Source organism: Ruegeria sp. C12, assembly GCF_056537745.1.
On the sequence record NZ_JBQFSA010000001.1, the window covers coordinates 1 to 19,183 of the forward strand.

19 protein-coding genes and 1 pseudogene are annotated in these 19,183 nt (G+C 55.0%); 9 read left to right on the forward strand and 11 right to left on the reverse strand.

What is annotated here, in order from left to right:
* Positions 1–384: 384 nt before the first annotated feature.
* The 3 genes and pseudogenes from mgrA to ACR0C9_RS00015 form a co-directional block, all read right to left on the reverse strand.
* Positions 385–1,415: pseudogene (gene mgrA / locus ACR0C9_RS00005) on the reverse strand (L-glyceraldehyde 3-phosphate reductase).
* A gap of 171 nt (positions 1,416–1,586) precedes the next feature.
* Positions 1,587–1,811 (reverse strand): site-specific integrase, encoded by a 225-nt coding sequence (locus tag ACR0C9_RS00010; protein WP_480780095.1) that lies wholly within the window; start codon positions 1,809–1,811, stop codon positions 1,587–1,589.
* A gap of 263 nt (positions 1,812–2,074) precedes the next feature.
* Complete coding sequence (locus tag ACR0C9_RS00015) at positions 2,075–2,941, reverse strand: LysR family transcriptional regulator (protein ID WP_170622687.1); 867 nt, start codon at positions 2,939–2,941, stop codon at positions 2,075–2,077.
* 94 nt (positions 2,942–3,035) lie between these two features.
* On the opposite strand from ACR0C9_RS00015, the gene ACR0C9_RS00020 reads away from it, so the two are divergent.
* The 3 genes from ACR0C9_RS00020 (at position 3,036) to ACR0C9_RS00030 (ending at position 6,679) form a co-directional block, all read left to right on the forward strand.
* On the forward strand, positions 3,036–4,343 hold the full coding sequence (locus ACR0C9_RS00020; protein ID WP_170456599.1) for an aminotransferase class I/II-fold pyridoxal phosphate-dependent enzyme: 1,308 nt from the start codon (positions 3,036–3,038) through the stop codon (positions 4,341–4,343).
* Between the two features lie 812 nt (positions 4,344–5,155).
* Positions 5,156–5,998, forward strand: coding sequence for a 3-methyl-2-oxobutanoate hydroxymethyltransferase (locus ACR0C9_RS00025; protein ID WP_170456597.1), 843 nt, complete (start codon positions 5,156–5,158; stop codon positions 5,996–5,998).
* 3 nt (positions 5,999–6,001) lie between these two features.
* Positions 6,002–6,679 carry a class I SAM-dependent methyltransferase gene (locus ACR0C9_RS00030; RefSeq protein WP_480780096.1) on the forward strand — a complete coding sequence of 226 codons (678 nt, stop codon included), beginning with the start codon at positions 6,002–6,004 and terminating at the stop codon, positions 6,677–6,679.
* Here ACR0C9_RS00030 and ACR0C9_RS00035 read toward each other — a convergent pair whose 3' ends face one another.
* The 3 genes from ACR0C9_RS00035 to ACR0C9_RS00045 all read right to left on the reverse strand — a co-directional run bounded on the left by ACR0C9_RS00035 (position 6,680) and on the right by ACR0C9_RS00045 (position 8,659).
* The gene (locus ACR0C9_RS00035; RefSeq protein ID WP_480780097.1) at positions 6,680–7,129 is read right to left on the reverse strand and encodes a MerR family transcriptional regulator; all 450 of its coding nucleotides are present in this window, start codon (positions 7,127–7,129) and stop codon (positions 6,680–6,682) included.
* 232 nt (positions 7,130–7,361) lie between these two features.
* Positions 7,362–7,514: a CGNR zinc finger domain-containing protein gene (locus ACR0C9_RS00040; protein WP_170456590.1), complete on the reverse strand. Its 153-nt coding sequence runs from the start codon at positions 7,512–7,514 to the stop codon at positions 7,362–7,364.
* A gap of 755 nt (positions 7,515–8,269) precedes the next feature.
* Positions 8,270–8,659 (reverse strand): hypothetical protein, encoded by a 390-nt coding sequence (locus ACR0C9_RS00045; protein WP_480780098.1) that lies wholly within the window; start codon positions 8,657–8,659, stop codon positions 8,270–8,272.
* Between the two features lie 332 nt (positions 8,660–8,991).
* Between ACR0C9_RS00045 and ACR0C9_RS00050 the strand changes: the two genes are divergently transcribed.
* A complete protein-coding gene (locus tag ACR0C9_RS00050; RefSeq protein ID WP_170456588.1) occupies positions 8,992–9,180 on the forward strand; it encodes a hypothetical protein in 189 nt (62 codons plus the stop codon).
* A 207-nt stretch (positions 9,181–9,387) separates the two neighbouring features.
* Here ACR0C9_RS00050 and ACR0C9_RS00055 read toward each other — a convergent pair whose 3' ends face one another.
* On the reverse strand, positions 9,388–10,461 hold the full coding sequence (locus ACR0C9_RS00055; protein WP_480780099.1) for a hypothetical protein: 1,074 nt from the start codon (positions 10,459–10,461) through the stop codon (positions 9,388–9,390).
* Between the two features lie 232 nt (positions 10,462–10,693).
* On the opposite strand from ACR0C9_RS00055, the gene ACR0C9_RS00060 reads away from it, so the two are divergent.
* From ACR0C9_RS00060 to ACR0C9_RS00070, 3 genes are read left to right on the forward strand one after another with little or no spacing between them, the layout of a single operon-like run.
* Positions 10,694–11,257, forward strand: a complete 564-nt coding sequence (locus tag ACR0C9_RS00060; RefSeq protein WP_480780100.1) for a PepSY domain-containing protein — start codon at positions 10,694–10,696, stop codon at positions 11,255–11,257.
* Between the two features lie 37 nt (positions 11,258–11,294).
* Positions 11,295–11,954, forward strand: coding sequence for a response regulator transcription factor (locus ACR0C9_RS00065; RefSeq protein ID WP_170736664.1), 660 nt, complete (start codon positions 11,295–11,297; stop codon positions 11,952–11,954).
* Positions 11,955–12,004: 50 nt separating this feature from the next.
* A complete protein-coding gene (locus tag ACR0C9_RS00070; RefSeq protein ID WP_170622691.1) occupies positions 12,005–13,282 on the forward strand; it encodes a sensor histidine kinase in 1,278 nt (425 codons plus the stop codon).
* Positions 13,283–13,748: 466 nt separating this feature from the next.
* On the opposite strand, the gene ACR0C9_RS00075 is transcribed toward ACR0C9_RS00070, so the two are convergent.
* Complete coding sequence (locus tag ACR0C9_RS00075) at positions 13,749–13,934, reverse strand: hypothetical protein (RefSeq protein ID WP_170456580.1); 186 nt, start codon at positions 13,932–13,934, stop codon at positions 13,749–13,751.
* A 211-nt stretch (positions 13,935–14,145) separates the two neighbouring features.
* Here ACR0C9_RS00075 and ACR0C9_RS00080 point away from each other — a divergent pair, with 211 nt between their 5' ends.
* A complete protein-coding gene (locus tag ACR0C9_RS00080; protein ID WP_480707663.1) occupies positions 14,146–14,277 on the forward strand; it encodes a hypothetical protein in 132 nt (43 codons plus the stop codon).
* A gap of 313 nt (positions 14,278–14,590) precedes the next feature.
* Positions 14,591–16,084 carry a cryptochrome/photolyase family protein gene (locus ACR0C9_RS00085; protein WP_480780101.1) on the forward strand — a complete coding sequence of 498 codons (1,494 nt, stop codon included), beginning with the start codon at positions 14,591–14,593 and terminating at the stop codon, positions 16,082–16,084.
* A gap of 243 nt (positions 16,085–16,327) precedes the next feature.
* Here ACR0C9_RS00085 and ACR0C9_RS00090 read toward each other — a convergent pair whose 3' ends face one another.
* The 3 genes from ACR0C9_RS00090 to ACR0C9_RS00100 are packed head-to-tail and all read right to left on the reverse strand — an operon-like array spanning position 16,328 to position 19,177.
* Complete coding sequence (locus ACR0C9_RS00090; protein WP_480626434.1) at positions 16,328–17,110, reverse strand: ThuA domain-containing protein; 783 nt, start codon at positions 17,108–17,110, stop codon at positions 16,328–16,330.
* A gap of 15 nt (positions 17,111–17,125) precedes the next feature.
* Complete coding sequence (locus ACR0C9_RS00095) at positions 17,126–18,154, reverse strand: LacI family DNA-binding transcriptional regulator (protein ID WP_480780102.1); 1,029 nt, start codon at positions 18,152–18,154, stop codon at positions 17,126–17,128.
* Between the two features lie 18 nt (positions 18,155–18,172).
* Positions 18,173–19,177: an ATP-binding cassette domain-containing protein gene (locus ACR0C9_RS00100; protein ID WP_170622693.1), complete on the reverse strand. Its 1,005-nt coding sequence runs from the start codon at positions 19,175–19,177 to the stop codon at positions 18,173–18,175.
* Between the last annotated feature and the right edge of the window lie 6 nt (positions 19,178–19,183).

Here is a 19,183-nt window from a genome sequence, read left to right on the forward strand (position 1 = left end):
TTCTCTATGCCCTCGGATCAACGCCTCTGATGCCCGCACTGCTGGCCATCCACCTCGGATCGGTCCTGACCTTCTTCCTGCTGACGCCCTACACAAAAATGGCACACGGGTTTTACCGATCGGCGGCGCTGGTCCGGGATGCACAACGGAAAAGAGAAGTGTCCGCAGTCCGTTAACAGCCCGTCGCGCCTGTGTGAGCAGAAAGAACATGCAATTGGATCAAAAATTATCTTGAAGATCTCTGCGCCGCAGAACTTCGAGTTGCGGACAACGTCCGGACTGGGCCGGTTGGTCTTGATAGTTATTTAGCCGAGCTGCAGAAGCTGCAGCCGCCAATGACCTCAAGTTCCAAGTGTTCTCGGGTTTTAGCAAGTTTAAGATTGGTCATTCTGTTTCTGACGACCTTGCCCATAAATTGATATCTTCTTCCGAACTGATTTCATCGATCTTTTTCAACTCGTCAGAACTGAAGTCGAGATTATCAACAACGCCTGCGCAGTCGACGATCTGTTCCGGCCGGGACGCGCCGATAAGTGCGGTGGTCACGCGCCCACCTCTGAGCACCCAGGCCAGAGCCATTTGCGCCAGAGTCTGACCACGAGCTTCGGCCATGTCGTTCAGAGCACGGACACTTGCCAGAGATCGCTCGTTGATCATGCCATCGAGCAGCGACTTTCCTTGTGTGGCACGGCTGCCATCCGGAATATCGCGCAGGTATTTCGACGTAAGAATGCCTTGTGCCAGGGGCGTGAAGGCAATCGATCCTACCCCAAGATCGTCAAGGGTATCGAGCAAACCGTCCCGCTCCACCCAACGGTTGAGCAGATTGTAAGAAGGCTGGTGAATCAGACAAGGTGTCCCAAGATCGTTGAGAATCTTCACCGCCTCGCGCGTGCGTTGGGAGTTGTAGCTCGAGATACCGGCGTAGAGCGCACGACCAGACCGTACGATACGATCCAACGCGCCCATCGTCTCTTCGAGCGGGGTGTCAGGGTCGAAGCGGTGGGAAAAAAGATGTCGACGTAATCAAGCCCCATGCGTGCGAGTGATTGGTCACAGGACGCGATTACATACTTGCGTGACCGCCATTCCTCGTAGGGTCCCGGCCACATGTCGTAGCCTGCTTTGGAGGAAATGATCAGCTCATCCCTGTAACTTGCGAAATCCGTTTTGAGGATCTCGCCAAATGCCTCTTCGGCTGAACCGGGAAGTGGACCGTAGTTGTTCGCCAGATCAAAGTGAGTGATCCCATGGTCGAACGCTGTACGACACATGGCGCGCTTGTTTTCGTGCGGTGAGTCTGCACCGAAATTGTGCCACAGCCCCAAGCTGACAACAGGGAGTTTAATACCGGACCGCCCACATCGCCGATACACCATCCGCTCGTAGCGGTCCGGCTCCGGGGTGTGCGGCATGGGTTTTGGCTTTGGCGGTCGTTGAGCTTTGGTCATGCGCACATATCCCGCGAAAGTCAGTCATATTGGCGGATTGAGAAATGGCGGCGGTCGTGAAACCGGCTGGGAAATCGAAACGGTAATCAATCATGCCCGGCGATTTGACCCATGCGTCAATGGTATCCCTAGTGTTTACCGAGAGTTCAAACTGAACGGGTCGCCGGGTTTGCTCTGGGTCACAGACACACTCTCGCGAACGCCGTCATCTCTGACCAAATCGCTGACGCACAGTTTCACCAAATCGCATCCGCGAAGCTTGCTGTCGATGGCCACGTTGGACAGCGCAAAGTCGCGCAGATTACGCGCCGGTGCGAGCCGCAAGTGGCTCGCCCAGACCTGTTTCGGCAGCAGCGACATTTTCTGGCCGACGGTCCGGGCCCTGTTCCAGGCTCTGCGTTTCGGGGTGACTGCGGGAAGTTGGCCTCTTGGCATATGATGTCCTCCAATCCTCCCTCCAAGCCCAGACATCAGCATCGCGCTGACACCTGACTCTAACTGGCGTTTAGAACGGCCGTTGTCCGGTTGCTTGTTCGTTGGGAAATGCCGTGGCGGCATTGGGCCGGTCTGATCCCTTATTCCCGAATGCCACACAACGTTCGAATGGCGGGTTTTTGAAAATTCTAGCAGAGCAGCGAAACGACTTGATCGGTTTCGGGCCTCCGCTTGCCAACATCAGGTAGTTGAGCGCACAGATGACGCCCGGTATTGCAGGTGCGTTCGCTGGCAGGTTTCAGCGCTCCGTTCGCCAGGGCGTCTTCAATCAGGCAAAGATGCCCGATCAAGACGCCGGCACCGGCTTTGGCCTCTTCTACCGCAAGGCTATAAAGGGAAAACCTCGGACCGCGCGTCGGATCGCTTGTGGGCGTGGCTGTTGCCTTTGACCAAACGGCCCAGTCATCTGCCCATGTCTGGTCGTGCAGAAGCACCGCTGTCTCGAACTCTGCGCCCCGTTCCAGAATCGCTGGTGCGCACACGGGAACAATCTCATCGGCACAAATCGCGACCTGATCGGGGGATCCATCCGGCACATCGAAGAAGATCGCCAGATCGAACAGTTCTCTCGACAGGCTCGGTGGGGCTTCCATGGCCGTGACCGAGAAGTTGATCATGGGGAAGTGTGCTCTGATCTTACTCAGTCTTTTCGGCAACCAAAGCTGAGCGACAGAGGGAAGGGCTGCGATGTGAAAATCCACGTCCGGTCCAAGGTTTCGCAAGGCGCGCGTTGCATCCGCCAAAGCGTCAAAGGCTGATGTGAACCTCGAGACCAGCGATGCTCCGGCCTTCGTTAGCACAACTCCTTGAGCGTTTCGGCGAAAGAGTGACGTGCCTGCCCAATCTTCAAGAGTCTTGATATGCTGAGAGATCGCACCGGGCGTGACGCAAAGCTCATCCGCAGCCGCGACAAAACTGACGTGCCGCGCAGCGGCTTCAAAAGCCCGCATGGCGTTCAGTGGTGGTCCTTTCGGACGTTTGGGGGCGACACTCATTTTTAACCTTAGTTTTTCTACGCCAAGAAATAGCAAATCTGCTTTGCGCTGTCACGCTTTGGGCGCCAGATTGGCGCAAACAGGAGGATGGTGGATGATACTTGCACAGCGAAACTGGGTTCCCGGAACGAGCGAAACTCTGGTTCAGGATATTGCCAACCAGACTGCGTCCAATACCTCGGCCGATCTTCTTGCCCGGGTTCAGGACCTCGCAGAACGGAACCGTGTGATCCACGAGGAGGAATGCTTCAACCTGAACCCGGCAACCAATGTCATGAACCCCAGGGCAGAGGCGCTCTTGTCGTCAGGTATCGGTTCGCGCCCGTCCTTGGGCTATCCCGGTGACAAGTATGAAATGGGATTGGAAGCGATCGAAGAGATCGAGGTCATCGCCGCCCAGCTGTCCGCCGAGGTGTTCGACGCCAGATTTTCTGAAGTCCGCGTGCCCTCTGGCGCGATCGCGAACCTTTACGGATTCATGGCGACGTGCAAACCGGGTGACACGATTATTGCGCCGCCTGCGTCGATTGGCGGGCATGTGACGCACCATATCGCGGGCTGTGCTGGGCTTTACGGCCTGCGAACGGTCGAGGCTCCGGTAAACGCAGATGGCTACACGGTCGATCTGGATCAGCTTCGAGTATTGGCCCGGGCCGAACGACCCAAGCTGATCACAATCGGCGGCAGTCTGAACCTGTTTGAACACCCAGTGGCCGACATCCGTACAATTGCGGACGAGGTCGATGCCAAGGTTATGTTCGACGCGGCCCATCAATGCGGGATCATCGCCGGGCGGGCATGGTCGAACCCGCTGAAGGAAGGGGCCCATTTCATGACGATGAGCACTTACAAAAGCCTTGGGGGGCCGGCTGGCGGACTGATCGTCACCAACGATGCCGAGATAGCAAAGGCGCTGGATGCCATCGCGTTTCCCGGGATGACTGCCAACTTCGATGCTGCGAAGACGGCTGCTCTGGCGGTGACCATGCTGGATTGGCGCGACTTCGGGGAAGCCTATGCCAAAGAGATGATCGCAATGTCACAAGCCTTGGCTGCGGCATTGGACTCTGAGGGGGTTTCGGTCTTCGTAGGGGCCGATGGATTTACGAACTCCCACCAGTTCGCCGTATTGGCCGAACCCTTTGGTGGCGGTCAGGCGGCGTCGAAGAAGCTGCGCCCGAATGGATTCCTTGCCTGCGGCATCGGACTGCCTGTGGCTGCGGTTGACGGCGATATGAACGGGTTGCGCATTGGCACGCCAGAACTGGTCCGTTGGGGCATGACGACGACCGATGCAAGTCAGCTTGCCGGGCTGATAAAGCGTGGCCTTAACGGCGACGATACGGGTCAGGAGGTGGCCTCATGGAGAAAAGACTTCGACACGCTCTGCTTTGTTCATTGAGACTGACAGCAGCCATTGGTGCCTTCCTGACGACAGGCGGCTTTGTCACGCATGTGAGAATTGCCGTCGAGATTTTCGCTGCGCCATGAACGAATGGCAGCGATCTCTTCCACCACGCGGCGTCCTAAACCGAGCACCTGCGGCGATTTTCGTGCTGCGCGCGCTCGCAGCGAAAATCTGAGAGATCTCCTATTGGCTCAACGCGGACCTTAGCCGCAGCGCTAGTGAATGGCCGTTGTCTATGTTGGGTCAGAATTGCTTGACGTTTGGGTCAGAATTGGATGACGCAGTTTATCCATTTGTTGAGGTTTTGGAAGTCGGTTGAGTCAGAAAACAGTGACGTTCCACAGCTTTGTCTGGCGACACATAGTTCTGCCACCAGCGACAGAACCTTGTCATTTTCGCCTCACTCCCTTTATCCAGCTTCCAGGCCGACATTATTGATCTGACTTCCTTTTGGGAAAATCAGGGCTGATTTGCAGATCAGACGCCAAAGGCGCCTGTTCCTGCTGATCTGCCACGTAGCGAACGCGGATGGGGGCGAGGCAATGCTATTCGACAATAGTGGTGCGGCCAGCAGATTATAGAAGCTGAGCTTCGTTGCGCTCTGCCTCATGAGCCAGTCGGGGTTAGTGTCGCCGTGCGCTCTTCGAATTGGAGACGCGAGAGCGCAATCCATACGGCCATGATTGGATTATGAAGTTCAGGTTTCGCGTCATAGGCCTAATATTCCCATTAGGATTGCAAATCTAACATTAATGTCAGATAATACTCTCGCCAAAAATTAAGACGCAGTGGGAGGAACTAAGACAATGCGCAGAAAGACACGACTGAAGCACCTCGCCGAAAAAGTACAAAAAGGCGAGCGTATCGTCGGCATGGAGTGCCATGACACGCCAAGTGCAGTCATGGCAGAAGAGCTCGGAATGGACCTTCTGTGCTGCGGCAGTCCAGGACCCATGGGACTTATGGGCCATCCGTCCATGGCAACGGTCGACTTCGAAGAACAACTCTACATGCTGGAAGGTGTTCTCAGAGGCGCGTCGTCCCCGTTCATCATTTGCAACATGCCGAACACAACGGCCTGTATCTCGATTGAAGAGTCAGTGCGCAACGCAGCAAAAGTCGTGAAACTTGGTGCTGACGGGGTCCACATCGAACCCTCTCTTGGAACTGTAGATCACATCCGAGCAATCGTAGATGCTGGGATACCTGTTGTTGGTCATTTTGGTGTTCAAGGTGAACGTGCTGTCATGAACTCTGGTCATTCTCCCGCAGGACGAACGGCCGAAGAAGCCGCCCAGATTGTCGAATTGGTGAAGGCTTCGATTGATGCTGGTATTTTCGCGGCGCTCTTCGAGCATACATCTGTTGAGCTTACGAAGTGGTGCTATGAAAACCTACCTGTGGCCGTGGCCAGCCTTGGATCTGGCCCTCACGCGCACGGGATTTTCCATGTATCGAGCGATATCATCGGGTGCTCGGTCTTTCCTATCCCGCCAAAGCGAGAGGTTTTCGGCGATGTATGGGGCGAGATGCAACGTGCCTACGGAGCCTACTTCGCTGCCGCAACGAACGGGCAGTTTCCTAAGCCTGATCAGAGTCATACGATGCATGAGGGCGAACATCAAAAGTTCCTCGCAATGATCAACTAGGATATGGATCACACAACGCAGCCAGGCCCCGCAGATTTCTTGCGGTGGCTTGCTGCTTTGCCCTTCAAACGAGACTTATGTGTGGAATGTGGAGCCGGTCGAGCCGAGTTTTCCGCATACTTGCAGCCAGTGTTTAGCCGGGTCATCGCGACCGATTCCGCGCCGCCATGCAAGTCGTTGCAATACGTCCCCGTGCAAAAGTGCCGTGCAGAGGCGTTACCGTACTCGGCAAGCAGCGTAGATCTTCTATTTTCTATGCAAGCGGCTCACTACTTTGATCTTCAAAAACATACTCATGAGGTAAGAAGGGTCTTGCGGCCCGGCGGGATTTTCGCTGTCTTTTCATGGGGAGTGGCAGAGTTGCCAAATCAGGTAACTCAGGCCTATGCGCCCGTCTTTGAAGTGATTTCCCCATTTTGGGAGACGGAACGAAAGTGGGTTGTCAGCGGATATAAAGGTTTCAGGTTCCCGGGACTGCGCATTGAGATCCCACAGTTCCACCTCACAAAGTGGCTTACACCAGAGGGTCTTGAGACCGAAATGGCGTCATGGTCTGCGGTCCAAGCGGCCTCCAGGGGTGGCATCGAGTTTCCAGAACCACGCCTCGCGTCTTGCGGCTTGCACGAAAATACAAAATTTGAATGCAGGTGGCGTATTATCGGTCAGGTGTATCGTTACTGACTACTTCCAGACCATCGCGGCCACTGAATTGTGATGGACAACATCATTCATCGGGCAATCCGGGCAAGTCTCCGGAGCCGGAACGTTCTTGCAACCTTGGCACTTACTGACTGTCTTGGATGCTTCGACAATTTCAGACCTGAGTTCCAAAGCCTGTTGCGCTTTCTCAGAAAGCAACTCGGCAAGGTTATCCAACAACCCCGCAACAGATGATGCCGACTCATCACCGGTCTGATGTTTCAGGCGCTCTTGCGCTATTTCCGAGAGGCTGTCCAAACCGATATCCAGCAATCGCAACCGATGAATCAAGCGCGCAACCGACAAGTCGGAATCGCTGTATAGTCGCGTACCCCTTGCCGACTTTGTTGGTGCAATGATCCCAAGACTCTCGTAATGGCGCAGCATTCGCTCCGTCAAACCTGATTTTTCGACGATCTCACCGATTTTCATAGCAACGCTTCTCGTTAATGTGGGCTTATTTATCTAACATAACGTCAGAAAACCAGCGTTATTACTGGTTCAATTGCTTCACCGCAGCACCGTCATGTTGTGCAAGTGTCTGCTCTGCAGACATCAGTTAAGCCTATTTCTCTCCATCGCTCGCCGCGCAGGCATTTGAGCTAAGCTCTTTGTTTTGTTTGCTTCCGGCAGCGTAGTTGCGGGAGGCTTTGGCTCTGTTTCCTCAGGTTTCCATGATGCACCACTTGCGCCGGGCGTTTTTGGTTTCGTCAAGAAACAGCCAGCGGCAATCGGAGCCGGGACACTTTTTCACACGTGTCAGTTCGCGCTCATCGCTCAATATCGACAGCGCGGAGATTGCGATCAGCCGAATCAAAGGCCAGCGGCGCAGGCTTTATAAAGACCGGCTTGGCAAGGCTTCAAGCCTCTGCAAATGTGTATCAATGTTCAGATCTTTAAATTGTGCGGGGTACAAAATCGCACTTCTCAGGTTTGACCTGAACGCACGAATTGTCTCGTTTGACGAAGAGTGAAGCGCATTGGGCAGCCCGAGTTTTTGAGCCAAAATGTCTAAATCAGCGGTCGTTCCAAATTTATCGCTTAGGACCTGATTGTCGTTCGTCCAGTTTGCCGTGTTCAGTGAATCCAATGCCAGCCTGCCTGTAATCGGTCGAACGATAGTGTGTGTACTGTAGTTCGTGACGCTTTCTAACCACTATTAGGGTTGACCGGCTTTGCGCTTTGAACCCAACCTTTACCATTGTGAGAAATGCTGCGCCCTACATATAATATATTTTGTGAAAACCGTAGGTTCGTCCTGACATGGCGGGGAGTCTTGTGCAGAGCGCTGCGGTTGGCTCCAATAACCATCTTTGCAATTCCGTTTGGAGTGGGCTTTGGTGAACCGGCCATTGAAAATGGGTTAAGCGTCTTTCAGACCGCGATGATGTAGAGATCGATGAATGGTGCGTTGATCTGATCACTATTTTGGCCGAGCGCGGGGCCCCGGATCACCTGAACCCCAAAGAACTCTCAAAGCTGGGCCAATATCCCGTTCAAGCCCATTGCTCCGTTTTCGGTTTGCGTCCGAACGACGGCCAACCGTGCATACTTAGTCAGTGAAGCAGGCAGTTAGTTAAGAATATCAGCTATGGCACCTATCAGGTTCAACACCTTGTGCGTCTCTCGGTTCACCTGATACACATAGTCTCCGGCACGCACATAATAGCCGTTTCGCCGCAGCCCATATCGGCTGGGATTGTCGATACGCACATACCCATCATAGATGTAATCCCCAACCCGATATCGTTTGACTTGCCCCGGGGGCACGCATGGAACCGCTTTCTTGGCCAATCCCGGTGGGCAATGCTTTGCTTTGGATTTTACGAGAACGGGCTGCAGTTCCGTGTTAATATCGATAATATGTTTAAGATTGTGAGAATGAGCGTCGAAGTTCGCGCTCGAAACAGGCGCGGTCTGAGCGATGAATAACGTCGCCGCGAATCCCAATGCCGTTTTCATCACTTTTGCCTCCTTTTGCGTCATATCCCAGTTATGATCTCCGTTCGGATTTATCCAACCCATAGGCGGAGAATGGCTTGTCGATGGCGACTTGAGCTATGCCGCGTTGGTTTGTTTCGCACGACATTCTCACCTAACGACCTTCCAAATCGTCAAACCGGAAGGGGCAATAGCTGGGTCGCGCGGCCAGACAATTCATTTGTTTTTGTCTCGTAAACAACATTAACCGAAGGTGAACAATGTATTCTCAATGCGTTCAACCAAGCTTGGGCATAGTGATCGAGTTGGATCGAACGACACCTAGTTCGTTTGGTGGAAACAAGGGGAATAAGATGGTCAAGCCTGCCTTTGTGACTGAAGACGACAGCAGAGCTGCTGCGATGCGAACCGCCGGCAAATCTGTTGAAGAGCGTCTGCAAACCACGATGAATTCGAGCAATGGTCGCTTCCCTCCTGTCGAAAATGCACTGACAGAGATTATTAAAAACAAGCGGCTATCCGAGGCTCACCAAAACGTCTGAAGGCGAGTCAGCTGACCCCCGAACAATTCTCGATTTCGTCCTAAATATCGGAATTGTACCTAAATCCCGTCCCATCTTGGGGCGGGATTTTCTTTGTGCGCGCCGCGATTGCCGAAAGCCAACGCTTGAAGCGTCGAAAGGCCCTTGACCGTCCCGGCTTTCGGTACGTCCAAGAGTGGAGGTCAACAATGGGCAATCAGCTTCAGTTCATAGCCCAAGAAGCGATTTAACCTGCGCTTCAACCGCGTCGGTGACCGGTTTGTTGGCGGCTGCTTCCAAGGCTTCACGTTCAGCCAGGTCCTGCTCTTCAACAAGCTCTGCCAGTTCTTCCGCCTCTTCGACAGCTTCGTTGTAGTCAATGGCGGCCTGTCTTTCGTCATTTAGGTCCTGGGCTTCCTCGATCGAGTCGTCCAAAGCGGCCTGGGCTTCTGCCAGCTGTGCTTCGATGTCAGGATCTGTACCACCCGCGTCTTCCAAAGCCTGCTCAAGCTCTTCAACCTTGTCGCGGTTGGCTTGAACGTCGCCCAGCGCGGCTTCCAAATCATCCTCGATTTCTTGAACTGACCGGTCTGGTTGTTCCAGTCCTGCAAGAACCTCCAACTGTTCTTCCAGTTCCTCACGCAATGGCTCACCTGCCAGCACCGTGTCTCGGTACTTGGCTATTCTGCCAACCCGTGAATTGGGTGCGGCATTGGCCAGTGCAGTTGGGCTTGCATTGGCCGCGTTAAGCGCGCCCAGTTCCGAGGGATGAGCGCCAAGAAGCGCTGCAAGACGGTTGCCTTTGGTTCGGGAAACAGGGCGTTTCGACTCTTCCACAATTACAGTCTCGCGAACCGTTTTTTGCGCCTTGGCCTTTTGCGCTCCACGTGTTGTCGTGGCGCCCTTGCGAGTGGATTCTGTTTTGCGGGCTTTGCTTTTTCCTTTGAACAAGTCCTTCAGAGAGAACCCTCCGCCTTTCTTCTGACCGGACCGAGCAGACTGAGACTTTGTTTTACTCTGTCCGGATTTCCCGGCCTTGCTGCCGCCACGGCTTTTGTCGGCCCCTTTCCCGCGACCGCTATTGCCAGCAGAGCTGCGATCCCCGCTGTCGCCCTTAGCGCCGTTGCCGTTGCCACCACCATTACCGTTGCCGCCGCCATTGCCATTGCCGCCGCCATTACCGTTGCCTGGCTTGGCATAGGCAAAATCGGGAGTTGCGACAGTGGCGACAATGGCTGTTGAGCCCAACAAGGCGATTGCGATTGTCGAGGCTTTCAGCAGTCCGCAATTGGTGGTTTTCATCTCAATCTCCTCACAACTCACAGCAACGGCTGTCAGCATTCACAGCTTAGCCGCTGTATCCGGGCAGCATGATCCCTGGTCGAATCAACAAAGTTGGGCTGCATTAAACTTGAGGTCGCTTGAACGCAGGGCTAACTGCTTGTTCATCATCGGTTCACGTCCGGCCTTATAGTCTTCGTCGACTGTGTTTGAGGGTGTAATGCAAGCCAAAGTGTTATTTCTGGTTGTGGCTTTGCTGACCGTCTTGTCCGGAGGGCAAGCGGATGCGGACGCGCGTGAACTCAAACAGTCTGAACTGCGCATGGCGACGTTGTCCGGCAACGCAATACGGCTGAACCGTGTCATCAAGGGCGTGGAAAAAGCCTTCGGTGGAACCCCAGTCGACGCGCGCGCATTCAAAACGGACAAGATTTACTATCGTATTCTGGTCAAAAAGCCGGGCGGAAAGATCGTCAGTGTGATCGTAAATGCCCAAACCGGCACAGTCGTCTCGAACCGTTCAAGTATCGGGCGCGAGATTTCCGAGGCCGCACGCAATTCAACCAAATCCAAAAGCAATAATGGTCAGAGCGCTTCTGCCACCCGTGGAAACAGCGCAGGTCGCAGCAATGCCGGCGGCAACAGCAACGGTGGTGGCAACGGTAACGGCGGTGGCAATGGTAACGGTGGCGGCAATGGCGGTGGGAACGGTAACGGAGGCGGCAATGGCGGCGGAAACGGAGGCGGCAACGGCGGTGGAAATGGCAACGGTAATGGCGGCGGCAATGGTGGTGGAAAAGGCGGCGGTAAAAAATAGCGTGAAGCTGACGACCCTTTACCTATAGTCTCTCGATATGCGAATACTCCTTGCTGAAGACGAACCCCAGCTTTGCGAGCAAGTGAAAAAGCTGTTGGGTGCGGAAGGCCGCGTGGTCGATGTGGCAAATAATGGGACGGATGCCCTGCATCTGGGGTCGACCGAACCGTACGACATGATCATCCTCGACATTGGCCTGCCCGAGCGTGACGGTATCTCGGTTCTGCGTGAATGGCGCAGCGCGGGTGTCAAAACCCCGGTTTTGATCCTGACTGCCCGAGACGGCTGGAGCGAACGTGTCGACGGCCTGGATGCCGGCGCGGATGACTATATGACCAAGCCGTTTCACATGCCCGAGCTGGCCGCGCGGGTTCGTGCCATCTTGCGACGCCAAAGCGGCCAGTTGAACCCCGTGATAGAAATGGGGGATGTCTCACTGGATACACGAAACGGTCGGGTCAGTGTAGGAGGCATTCCTGTCGATTTGACCGCGCAGGAGATCGCAGTTCTGACCTATCTGGCGCATAACATTGGTCGTATGGTGTCACGCACTGAGTTGTCCGAACATATCTACGAATATGACGGCGACAGAGATTCCAACACGATTGCCGTATTCGTTACACGCCTGCGCAAAAAACTGGGCTCCGATTTGATCACTACCGTCAGGGGGCGGGGCTACATGATCGATCCAACCTGATGCTCTCGTTGCGTCAACGGGCCTTACTCGGTGGTATCGCCTCGGGAGCTTTGTCGGTAGGCGTTGGTACGTTGGTGGTGTTTTCCTACATCAATACGCGCGTTCTGGATCAGTTCGACGGAGCGTTGCAGGACCGGCATACCCAACTTGTCGTTGGTCTCAGCGCCACCACGGATGACCCTGAAACCTTGCGACAATTGGTGTTCGACCCGGCCTATGGCACGCCTTACTCGGGACGCTATTGGCAAGTAACGGACAGTGCCGGGGCCATCTATACGTCTGCCTCGCTCTTCGATGAAACGATTGCCGAACCTCCAAGCGCAAGTGGCGAAACAACCGTTTGGAACACCATGGGCCCGGATGGTGAGGCCATTCGCAGCGTCTACCAGAAGATTACGTTCGAAGACGGGACGGAATGGGGCGTAACAGTCGCCGAAAGCAGAAGCGAACTGATCAACGAACGCAGCGCCGCACAAAGAAACTTGCTACCGGTCTTCGGCTTGGTCGGTTTGATCGGCGTGGCCAGTTCTCTTTTGCTGATGTCCGCCATTGTCGGCCCGCTCAGGAAATTGCGCGCCGATGTGGCCCATCGCTGGGATCAGGGCGATGATCTGGTTCCCAAAGACTACCCGGACGAGGTTTCCCCCTTGGTGGAAGATCTCAATAAATTGCTGCATCGAAATCGCGAAATTGTCGCCGGTTCGCGAAGGCAGGCGGCGGATCTGGCGCATGCGCTCAAAACACCGACGGCCATCTTGCGAAACGAATTGGCCGAACTGGCAGACGCCGGAGCACATACCGAGCCCGCGGAAGAGGCCCTGACCCGAATAGACGCGCAGCTTAGCCGTTCACTCGCGCGCATGCGTGCATCAAACACCGGAGAGCTGACGCATTCCAGGACAGACCTATCGAATTCGGTCGAACGGCTGTCCCGGCTGTTCTCGGTCATGGCAGAGCGCGAGGGGAAGACGCTTGTCTCGGATTGCGAGGCTGGTCTTCGCGTCCGAATGGACCCTCAGGACATCGAGGAAGTGATCGGAAACCTTCTCGACAACGCCCTTAAGTGGAGCCGGGCAACATTCCAAATCACCGCGAAACGCACGGACAGCGGTATCGAACTTTGCGTGGAAGATGACGGGCCCGGTATTCCGGAAAGTGCCCGAGATGAGGTCTTGCGTTCCGGCAGTCGGTTGGACACTTCTATAAGGGGGACAGGGTTGGGCCTGTCTATTTCCGTGGATTTGTTGGCTGCATATGGTGCGAAGCTAGAACTCGGAGCATCGAAACGTTTAGGCGGCTTGGCTTGTGAAGTGACGATTGATCTATGAGAAAAGCGTATCGTCAAATGTAGCTGGCGTCTCGGCTCTGTTCCCACACTACGCTAAAGTCTCTGGTTAATTCAAAAGTAGACCTTGTAGAAGTTGTAGGGAGAAGGGGCAACAAGGGACGCCCCTCAGTTCAAATTGGCCTGGACTATGACTTCAGATATTTACTGATAGCCGCAATACCTGCTTCGGCGCAGATGTCTTCGAATTCCTTGCCATCTGCATCCTCATCAAGAGAACCGACAATTCCGATGCAACCGATGACGGCGCCTTCGTAAACGATCGGGATGTCCTCTGAGAGGGTAACCAGGCCGATTTAATTGAAGACAGCACCTAACGTAGGTTCATGCTCATTTTGGGCCTCAATCACCGAGGACGCTTCGCGGCGTGATGCGGCCGTGTTTGCTTTGCGGCTGTTGGTGTGAACGGTGTGGGGAAACGCGCCTTCGCGTATCAGTTGGACGCGGGGCTACGCGCGTTGGTTTGCGACCGTAACCGTGGTGGCAAATCCCATACCTGCGCAGCTTTGAGATGCGACTGTGGCCGCAGTTTGTGCCCATTCTAGGGGAATACTCATTTCCATGTACGGATCGGCCAGCGCAGCGCCGGTCAGCAAAGCCGAGGAGAAACAGGGTGTCTTGGCAAACATATTCATTTTGACGTCCTTTTCCGAGAGGTAGTTGGGCGAGTGGTTGAAAGGAAGGATCTGCACTGGCCGTCGTTTTGCAGTTTTAAACGTGGCTCTGCGAAACTAATTTGGACCAGCTCTACACACGCGTTGACGAGGTCGTGCGTTTATGCGGCGCACATCTTATGTCGCACGAACCGGCAGGTGTATTGGGGATGTTGGCAGGTCTCCTCAGCCAATGGGTAAGGCGACGCTCGGATTTGCTGGGGCTGCATTGAACAGCATGCTGGCAAGCTTTGACATGCGGCCTCAGCCCGTCGATGACTGGAGTGTACCGATCCTTGCAGCCGCCCAACAGATCGGGGTGTGAACCGTCGCTACTGCCTATCCACCCATCGGTCCCGTAGGACGCATCTGGACAGAGCCGAACCCAAATTGGCCGAGGCTGGTGTTTCGCTGCACCGGGTGAGGCGCAAGTACGATAGTGTCGCCTGGCCCCACGCAAAATCCGGCTTTTTCACTTTGAAAAAGAAAATCCCAACCATTCTGGCAAATCTGAACTTGTTGCGATGAATCGTTCCGGCGCGCGCAAACGGCGGCGACCGGGGCAAAAGAAGAACAATTATTTGCCAAAGGTACGGCGCGTCATATTTCGCTTCTAAACAGAACGTGCCGGAACGACCATGCCCATTGCCACAATCCTTCTGCCCAACCAGCTATTTACCGATCATCCGGGTTTTGCAGAGCCCCCGGAGCTGGTGGTTCTGTTCGAGGATCCATTGTTCTTTGGCGACGCGAGATATCCCGCGCGGATGCATAAGCAAAAGCTCTGGCTCCATCGGGCCAGCATGGCGCGTTACCAGCAGGATTTGATCGCCAAAGGTTTGAATGCCGAAATTTACCCTTATGAAATGCGGACAGATGCTTGCACACGTCTGTTTCAGCGGCTGGCAAGGACAGGGATTGATCGCGTCGTGATGGCGGATCTGGTGGATTTCATTGCGCGAAATCGAGTCGAAAAGGCCGCAGAGATTGTGGGTATCGCTCTGGAGATACGTCCATCGCCCGGCTTTCTGAACACAGGTGCAGATAACGCGGCGTGGATCACAGGCCGAAAACGTTGGTTCATGGCCGAGTTCTACAAAAGTCAGCGTCGTCGTCTGGATGTCTTGATGGACGGCGATCAACCAATGGGGGGCCGGTGGAGCTTTGACGGGGATAATCGCAAAAAGGTTCCAAAAGCGCTGCTTGGCAGTTTGCCGTGGATTGATTGGCCCACGCATGGCGCCGTTGACCAGGCTGCAAAGGATAGCGTGATCTCTGAGTTTCCGGACGCGCCTGGGTCGCTGGACAGGCTTTACTATCCGACATCGCATGGGGCCGCAGCGGATTGGTTGCAACAATTCCTCGAACGCCGGTTTCGTCAGTTCGGCGATTTTGAAGATGCCATCGTTGAAGGGGAAGGCTGGCTTTGGCACGCTGTTCTGACACCCGCGCTGAACATCGGGCTGCTGACGCCCAAACAAGTGCTGGACGCGACGCTTGAACACGCGCAGACACGGGATATCCCCCTCAATTCGGTCGAGGGGTTTATCCGACAGATCATTGGCTGGCGAGAGTTCATGCGCGCCACCTATGAACATCTTGGCGTCGAGATGCGGACCACCAATCATTGGGGCCACAGCCGCAAGATGCCCGCCTCTTTCTACAATGGCACCACCGGCATCGACCCGATTGACGACACAATCGGGCGCATTCTGCAGACTGGCTATTGTCATCACATCGAACGGCTGATGGTTCTGGGTGGTTTTATGTTCCTGTGCGAGATCGACCCTGATGAAGTTTATCGCTGGTTCATGGAGATGTTCGTGGACAGCTATGACTGGGTCATGGTTCCAAACACCTATGCCATGAGCCAGCACGCCGATGGTGGGCTGATGACCACCAAACCCTATTTTTCGGGTTCAAACTATATCCGGAAGATGAGCCATTGGGGCAAAGGCCCTTGGGCAGAGGTTTGGGACGGCCTGTATTGGCGTTTCATTTTCAAACATCTGGACAGGCTTGCACAAAATCCGCGCTGGTCGATGATGTGTAAAACGGCAATACGGATGGATTCGGAGACCAAGAAAAAGCACCTGATCGTCGCCGAGGTTTTTCTGACTCGGCAGCAATGAAAGCGCTACCGGACATTGACCTGTTACCCGATAGAGTCTGTTACGAAGTCCGTTCCAGAATGGCCGAAACGGTGTTTCTGGCTTGTTTTCGCCAAACCAAAGAGGTTCAGGCTTTGGCTCAAGGATCTATTCGGCCACACATCCTCAGCATTTGCGGGTACGGTTGCCATCAACAGTGATATCCGGAGTAGTTGGGCAAAGGCGATCAACCTTGGCTTTAGTCAAGTTCTCGACAAGACGCATTTAGCGAAACCCATCTTCCCCGTCCGAGTGCAGTTTTGGACCGCGTTCTTCGATAGGTTCAATTGCGTTTTCAACCGTTCGATTGGGCGCCGCTTGGACATCGGTGATGCGTGTTGTGGATGGTTTTGCCCATTTCACCGCGTTGCGGAGAACCAGTCGAACAGTCTCGTCATGATACGTGGGATAGGTTTCGTGCCCTGGCCGGAAATAGAAGATGTTACCGGCCCCGCGGCGGTAGGTCAGGCCTGACCGGAAGACCTCGCCGCCCTGAAACCAACTGACAAAAACCGTTTCAAGCGGGTCCGGAACGCTGAAAGGCTCGCCGTACATTTCTTCATGCTCGAGTTCGAAATAGTTCGGCAGCCCTGACGTGATCGGGTGTCCGGGGGCTGTCACCCAAAGGCGTTCGCGCTCACCAGCTTCGCGCCAGGTTATTGAGCATGGCGTGCCCATGAGTTTTTTGAAGATTTTGGAAAAATGCGCCGAGTGTAACAGGATCAATCCCATCCCTCCCCAAACGGCATCTGAAATGCGATCTACAACCTGGTCCGAGACGCCGCCATGTGCGGCGTGCCCCCACCAAAGCAGCACGTCCGTTCCGTCCAGTCGGCTTTGGGGCAAACCATGTTCCGGTTCCTGCAGAGTTGCGGTTGTCGCTTCGATTTCCGGGTCTTGGTTGAGCGCGCCGGCGATACAGTCATGCATACCACGGGGGTAAATCGAGGCGACTACCTGATTGGTCTGTTCGTGGACGTTTTCGCCCCATACGACGGCGCGGATCATGATGAAAGGCTCCGATTAGCGGTTGTTTCGTGGCGCGGCGGTGCTTGCACGTGGGATTAGTTCGGGGGCGATAATGATCGGTTGGTCGACCCCTTCTTCTTCGTTCAGGATCGACACGAGCTTTCGGCAAGCCAGACGTCCCCAGTCGCGGCGTGGCAGGCGTATGCTGGACAGGCCCGGGTTGAAAATGGCGGCATAGGGCATGTCATCATAGCCGATGACAGAAATATCTTCCGGCACCCGCACTCCGGCGCGCACCAGCCCGTGCAGCAATCCGGTGGCTGTTTCATCGTTGTGAACGAATACCGCAGTCGGCAGATTGCCCGATGCCAGCAATTGCTCGGCTGCCTCCAGACCATAATCGACCGAGAGCTGACCCATCAATTCACGGTCTTTTTGCAGTGGGATGCCCGCGTTTTTCAACGTCTGGTTAAAGCCGTGATAGCGGCGCTCGAACCCATTGGTGTGTAGCGGTCCACACACCTGAGCGATATCGCGGTGCCCAAGTTCTATGAGGTGCCCGGCGGCCAGACGCCCGCCTAAGACGTCATCCGTTCGCACTGTCGGCAGATCAATTTCTTTGTGCCCGCCGCAAGAAACGACCGGCGGGCCTGAATAAACGCCGTTGGCGTCGCTGGGCAACAAATCCTCGAGAAAGCCGTTTGTGTTCAGGATCAGCCCGCCAGCCTTGTTCATCAACAGCATGTCCGAGAACGCACGCTCGCTTTCGGCGTCTTCCGAGGTGTCGCCTATGAGAAGGACGTAACCATGCGCGCGCGCTTCTTCTTCGATGCCCTTGAAGAATTCGGCGAAAAAGGCATTCGTGATCTCAGAGACCAGAACGAGCAGGGTTTTACTGCGCCCACGCCGCAGGTCGCCTGCCGCCTGATTGGCCCGATAGCCCAGCCGTTTCATGATCTCGAACACGTGCTCGCGCGTTGCGGCTTTCACATCGTCCGGGCGCGACATGGCTCGACTGACGGTTGCGATCGAGACACCAGCCTCGCGAGCCACATCTTTGACGGTTGGACGCTTTGAACTCATATCTTCTTCCAACTTGATTCAGGCGGCGATCGGCCGCCCTTGGTCATTGAATTTATGGATGAATCCCGGTTGGGGTCGCAAGTGGATGGTGTCTCCTACATCTTGGTTCTGCTGACCATCAAGGCTTACGGTCAGAACACCTGCATCCGGAACCCGCACATATAGAATTGTGTCGTGGCCCAGCCGTTCCACCAGAGTCACTTTGCCTTCCCATGCGTCGTCAGCCTGACCGACGGCAAAATGCTCGGGCCGAATGCCCAAGGTTGAAGCACCTACGGCTTGAGCATAACGCCCCTTGACGAAGTTCATCTTGGGCGAACCGATGAACCCCGCGACAAACTCGGTGGCGGGGTGGTTGTACAGGTCCATTGGGCTGCCGACCTGTTCGATATAGCCGCCGTTCAGGACCACGATGCGATCCGCCATGGTCATCGCCTCGACCTGATCATGGGTGACGTAGATCATCGTTGTTGCCATACGCTGATGCAGTTCACTGATTTCCACCCGGGTTTCCGAACGAAGCGCCGCGTCAAGATTCGAAAGCGGTTCGTCCAGCAGAAAAACCTGCGGGTTGCGGACAATGGCGCGACCGATGGCCACGCGCTGCCTCTGACCACCGGATAGCTGGCCCGGTTTACGGTCAAGGAATGGGCCAAGTTTCAGCGCATCGGCTGCCTCTTGCACCTTGTTTTGGATTTCATCTTTCGAACGGCGCTCAAGATTGAGCGAGAACCCCATATTCTCGGCCACTGTCATTTGCGGGTAAAGCGCATAGGACTGGAACACCATGGCAATGTCGCGTTGGCGCGGCGACAGATCGTTGGCGCGTTTGCCGCCAATCATCAGATCGCCTCCGGTCACTTCTTCAAGGCCTGCAATCATCCTGAGCAGCGTAGATTTTCCGCATCCGGAAGGGCCGACAAAGACGATGAATTCCCCGTCTGCAATCGACAGGTTGATGTCGTGAAGCACTTCGACATTACCATAAGCCTTGGACAGGTTCCTGAGTTCAACTCCAGCCATCTCTTC

What these genes read in the sequence shown, in the direction of transcription:
- ACR0C9_RS00055 (WP_480780099.1), bottom strand. Translation starts at nt 10,461, where the DNA reads ATGAAAACCACCAATTGCGGACTGCTGAAAGCCTCGACAATCGCAATC.
- ACR0C9_RS00025 (WP_170456597.1), top strand. Translation starts at nt 5,156, where the DNA reads ATGCGCAGAAAGACACGACTGAAGCACCTCGCCGAAAAAGTACAAAAA.
- ACR0C9_RS00085 (WP_480780101.1), top strand. Translation starts at nt 14,591, where the DNA reads ATGCCCATTGCCACAATCCTTCTGCCCAACCAGCTATTTACCGATCAT.
- ACR0C9_RS00020 (WP_170456599.1), top strand. Translation starts at nt 3,036, where the DNA reads ATGATACTTGCACAGCGAAACTGGGTTCCCGGAACGAGCGAAACTCTG.
- ACR0C9_RS00095 (WP_480780102.1), bottom strand. Translation starts at nt 18,154, where the DNA reads ATGAGTTCAAAGCGTCCAACCGTCAAAGATGTGGCTCGCGAGGCTGGT.
- ACR0C9_RS00075 (WP_170456580.1), bottom strand. Translation starts at nt 13,934, where the DNA reads ATGAATATGTTTGCCAAGACACCCTGTTTCTCCTCGGCTTTGCTGACC.
- ACR0C9_RS00065 (WP_170736664.1), top strand. Translation starts at nt 11,295, where the DNA reads ATGCGAATACTCCTTGCTGAAGACGAACCCCAGCTTTGCGAGCAAGTG.
- ACR0C9_RS00100 (WP_170622693.1), bottom strand. Translation starts at nt 19,177, where the DNA reads ATGGCTGGAGTTGAACTCAGGAACCTGTCCAAGGCTTATGGTAATGTC.
- ACR0C9_RS00080 (WP_480707663.1), top strand. Translation starts at nt 14,146, where the DNA reads ATGGGTAAGGCGACGCTCGGATTTGCTGGGGCTGCATTGAACAGCATG.
- ACR0C9_RS00035 (WP_480780097.1), bottom strand. Translation starts at nt 7,129, where the DNA reads ATGAAAATCGGTGAGATCGTCGAAAAATCAGGTTTGACGGAGCGAATG.
- ACR0C9_RS00090 (WP_480626434.1), bottom strand. Translation starts at nt 17,110, where the DNA reads ATGATCCGCGCCGTCGTATGGGGCGAAAACGTCCACGAACAGACCAAT.
- ACR0C9_RS00050 (WP_170456588.1), top strand. Translation starts at nt 8,992, where the DNA reads ATGGTCAAGCCTGCCTTTGTGACTGAAGACGACAGCAGAGCTGCTGCG.
- ACR0C9_RS00045 (WP_480780098.1), bottom strand. Translation starts at nt 8,659, where the DNA reads ATGAAAACGGCATTGGGATTCGCGGCGACGTTATTCATCGCTCAGACC.
- ACR0C9_RS00010 (WP_480780095.1), bottom strand. Translation starts at nt 1,811, where the DNA reads ATGTCGCTGCTGCCGAAACAGGTCTGGGCGAGCCACTTGCGGCTCGCA.
- ACR0C9_RS00015 (WP_170622687.1), bottom strand. Translation starts at nt 2,941, where the DNA reads ATGAGTGTCGCCCCCAAACGTCCGAAAGGACCACCACTGAACGCCATG.
- ACR0C9_RS00030 (WP_480780096.1), top strand. Translation starts at nt 6,002, where the DNA reads ATGGATCACACAACGCAGCCAGGCCCCGCAGATTTCTTGCGGTGGCTT.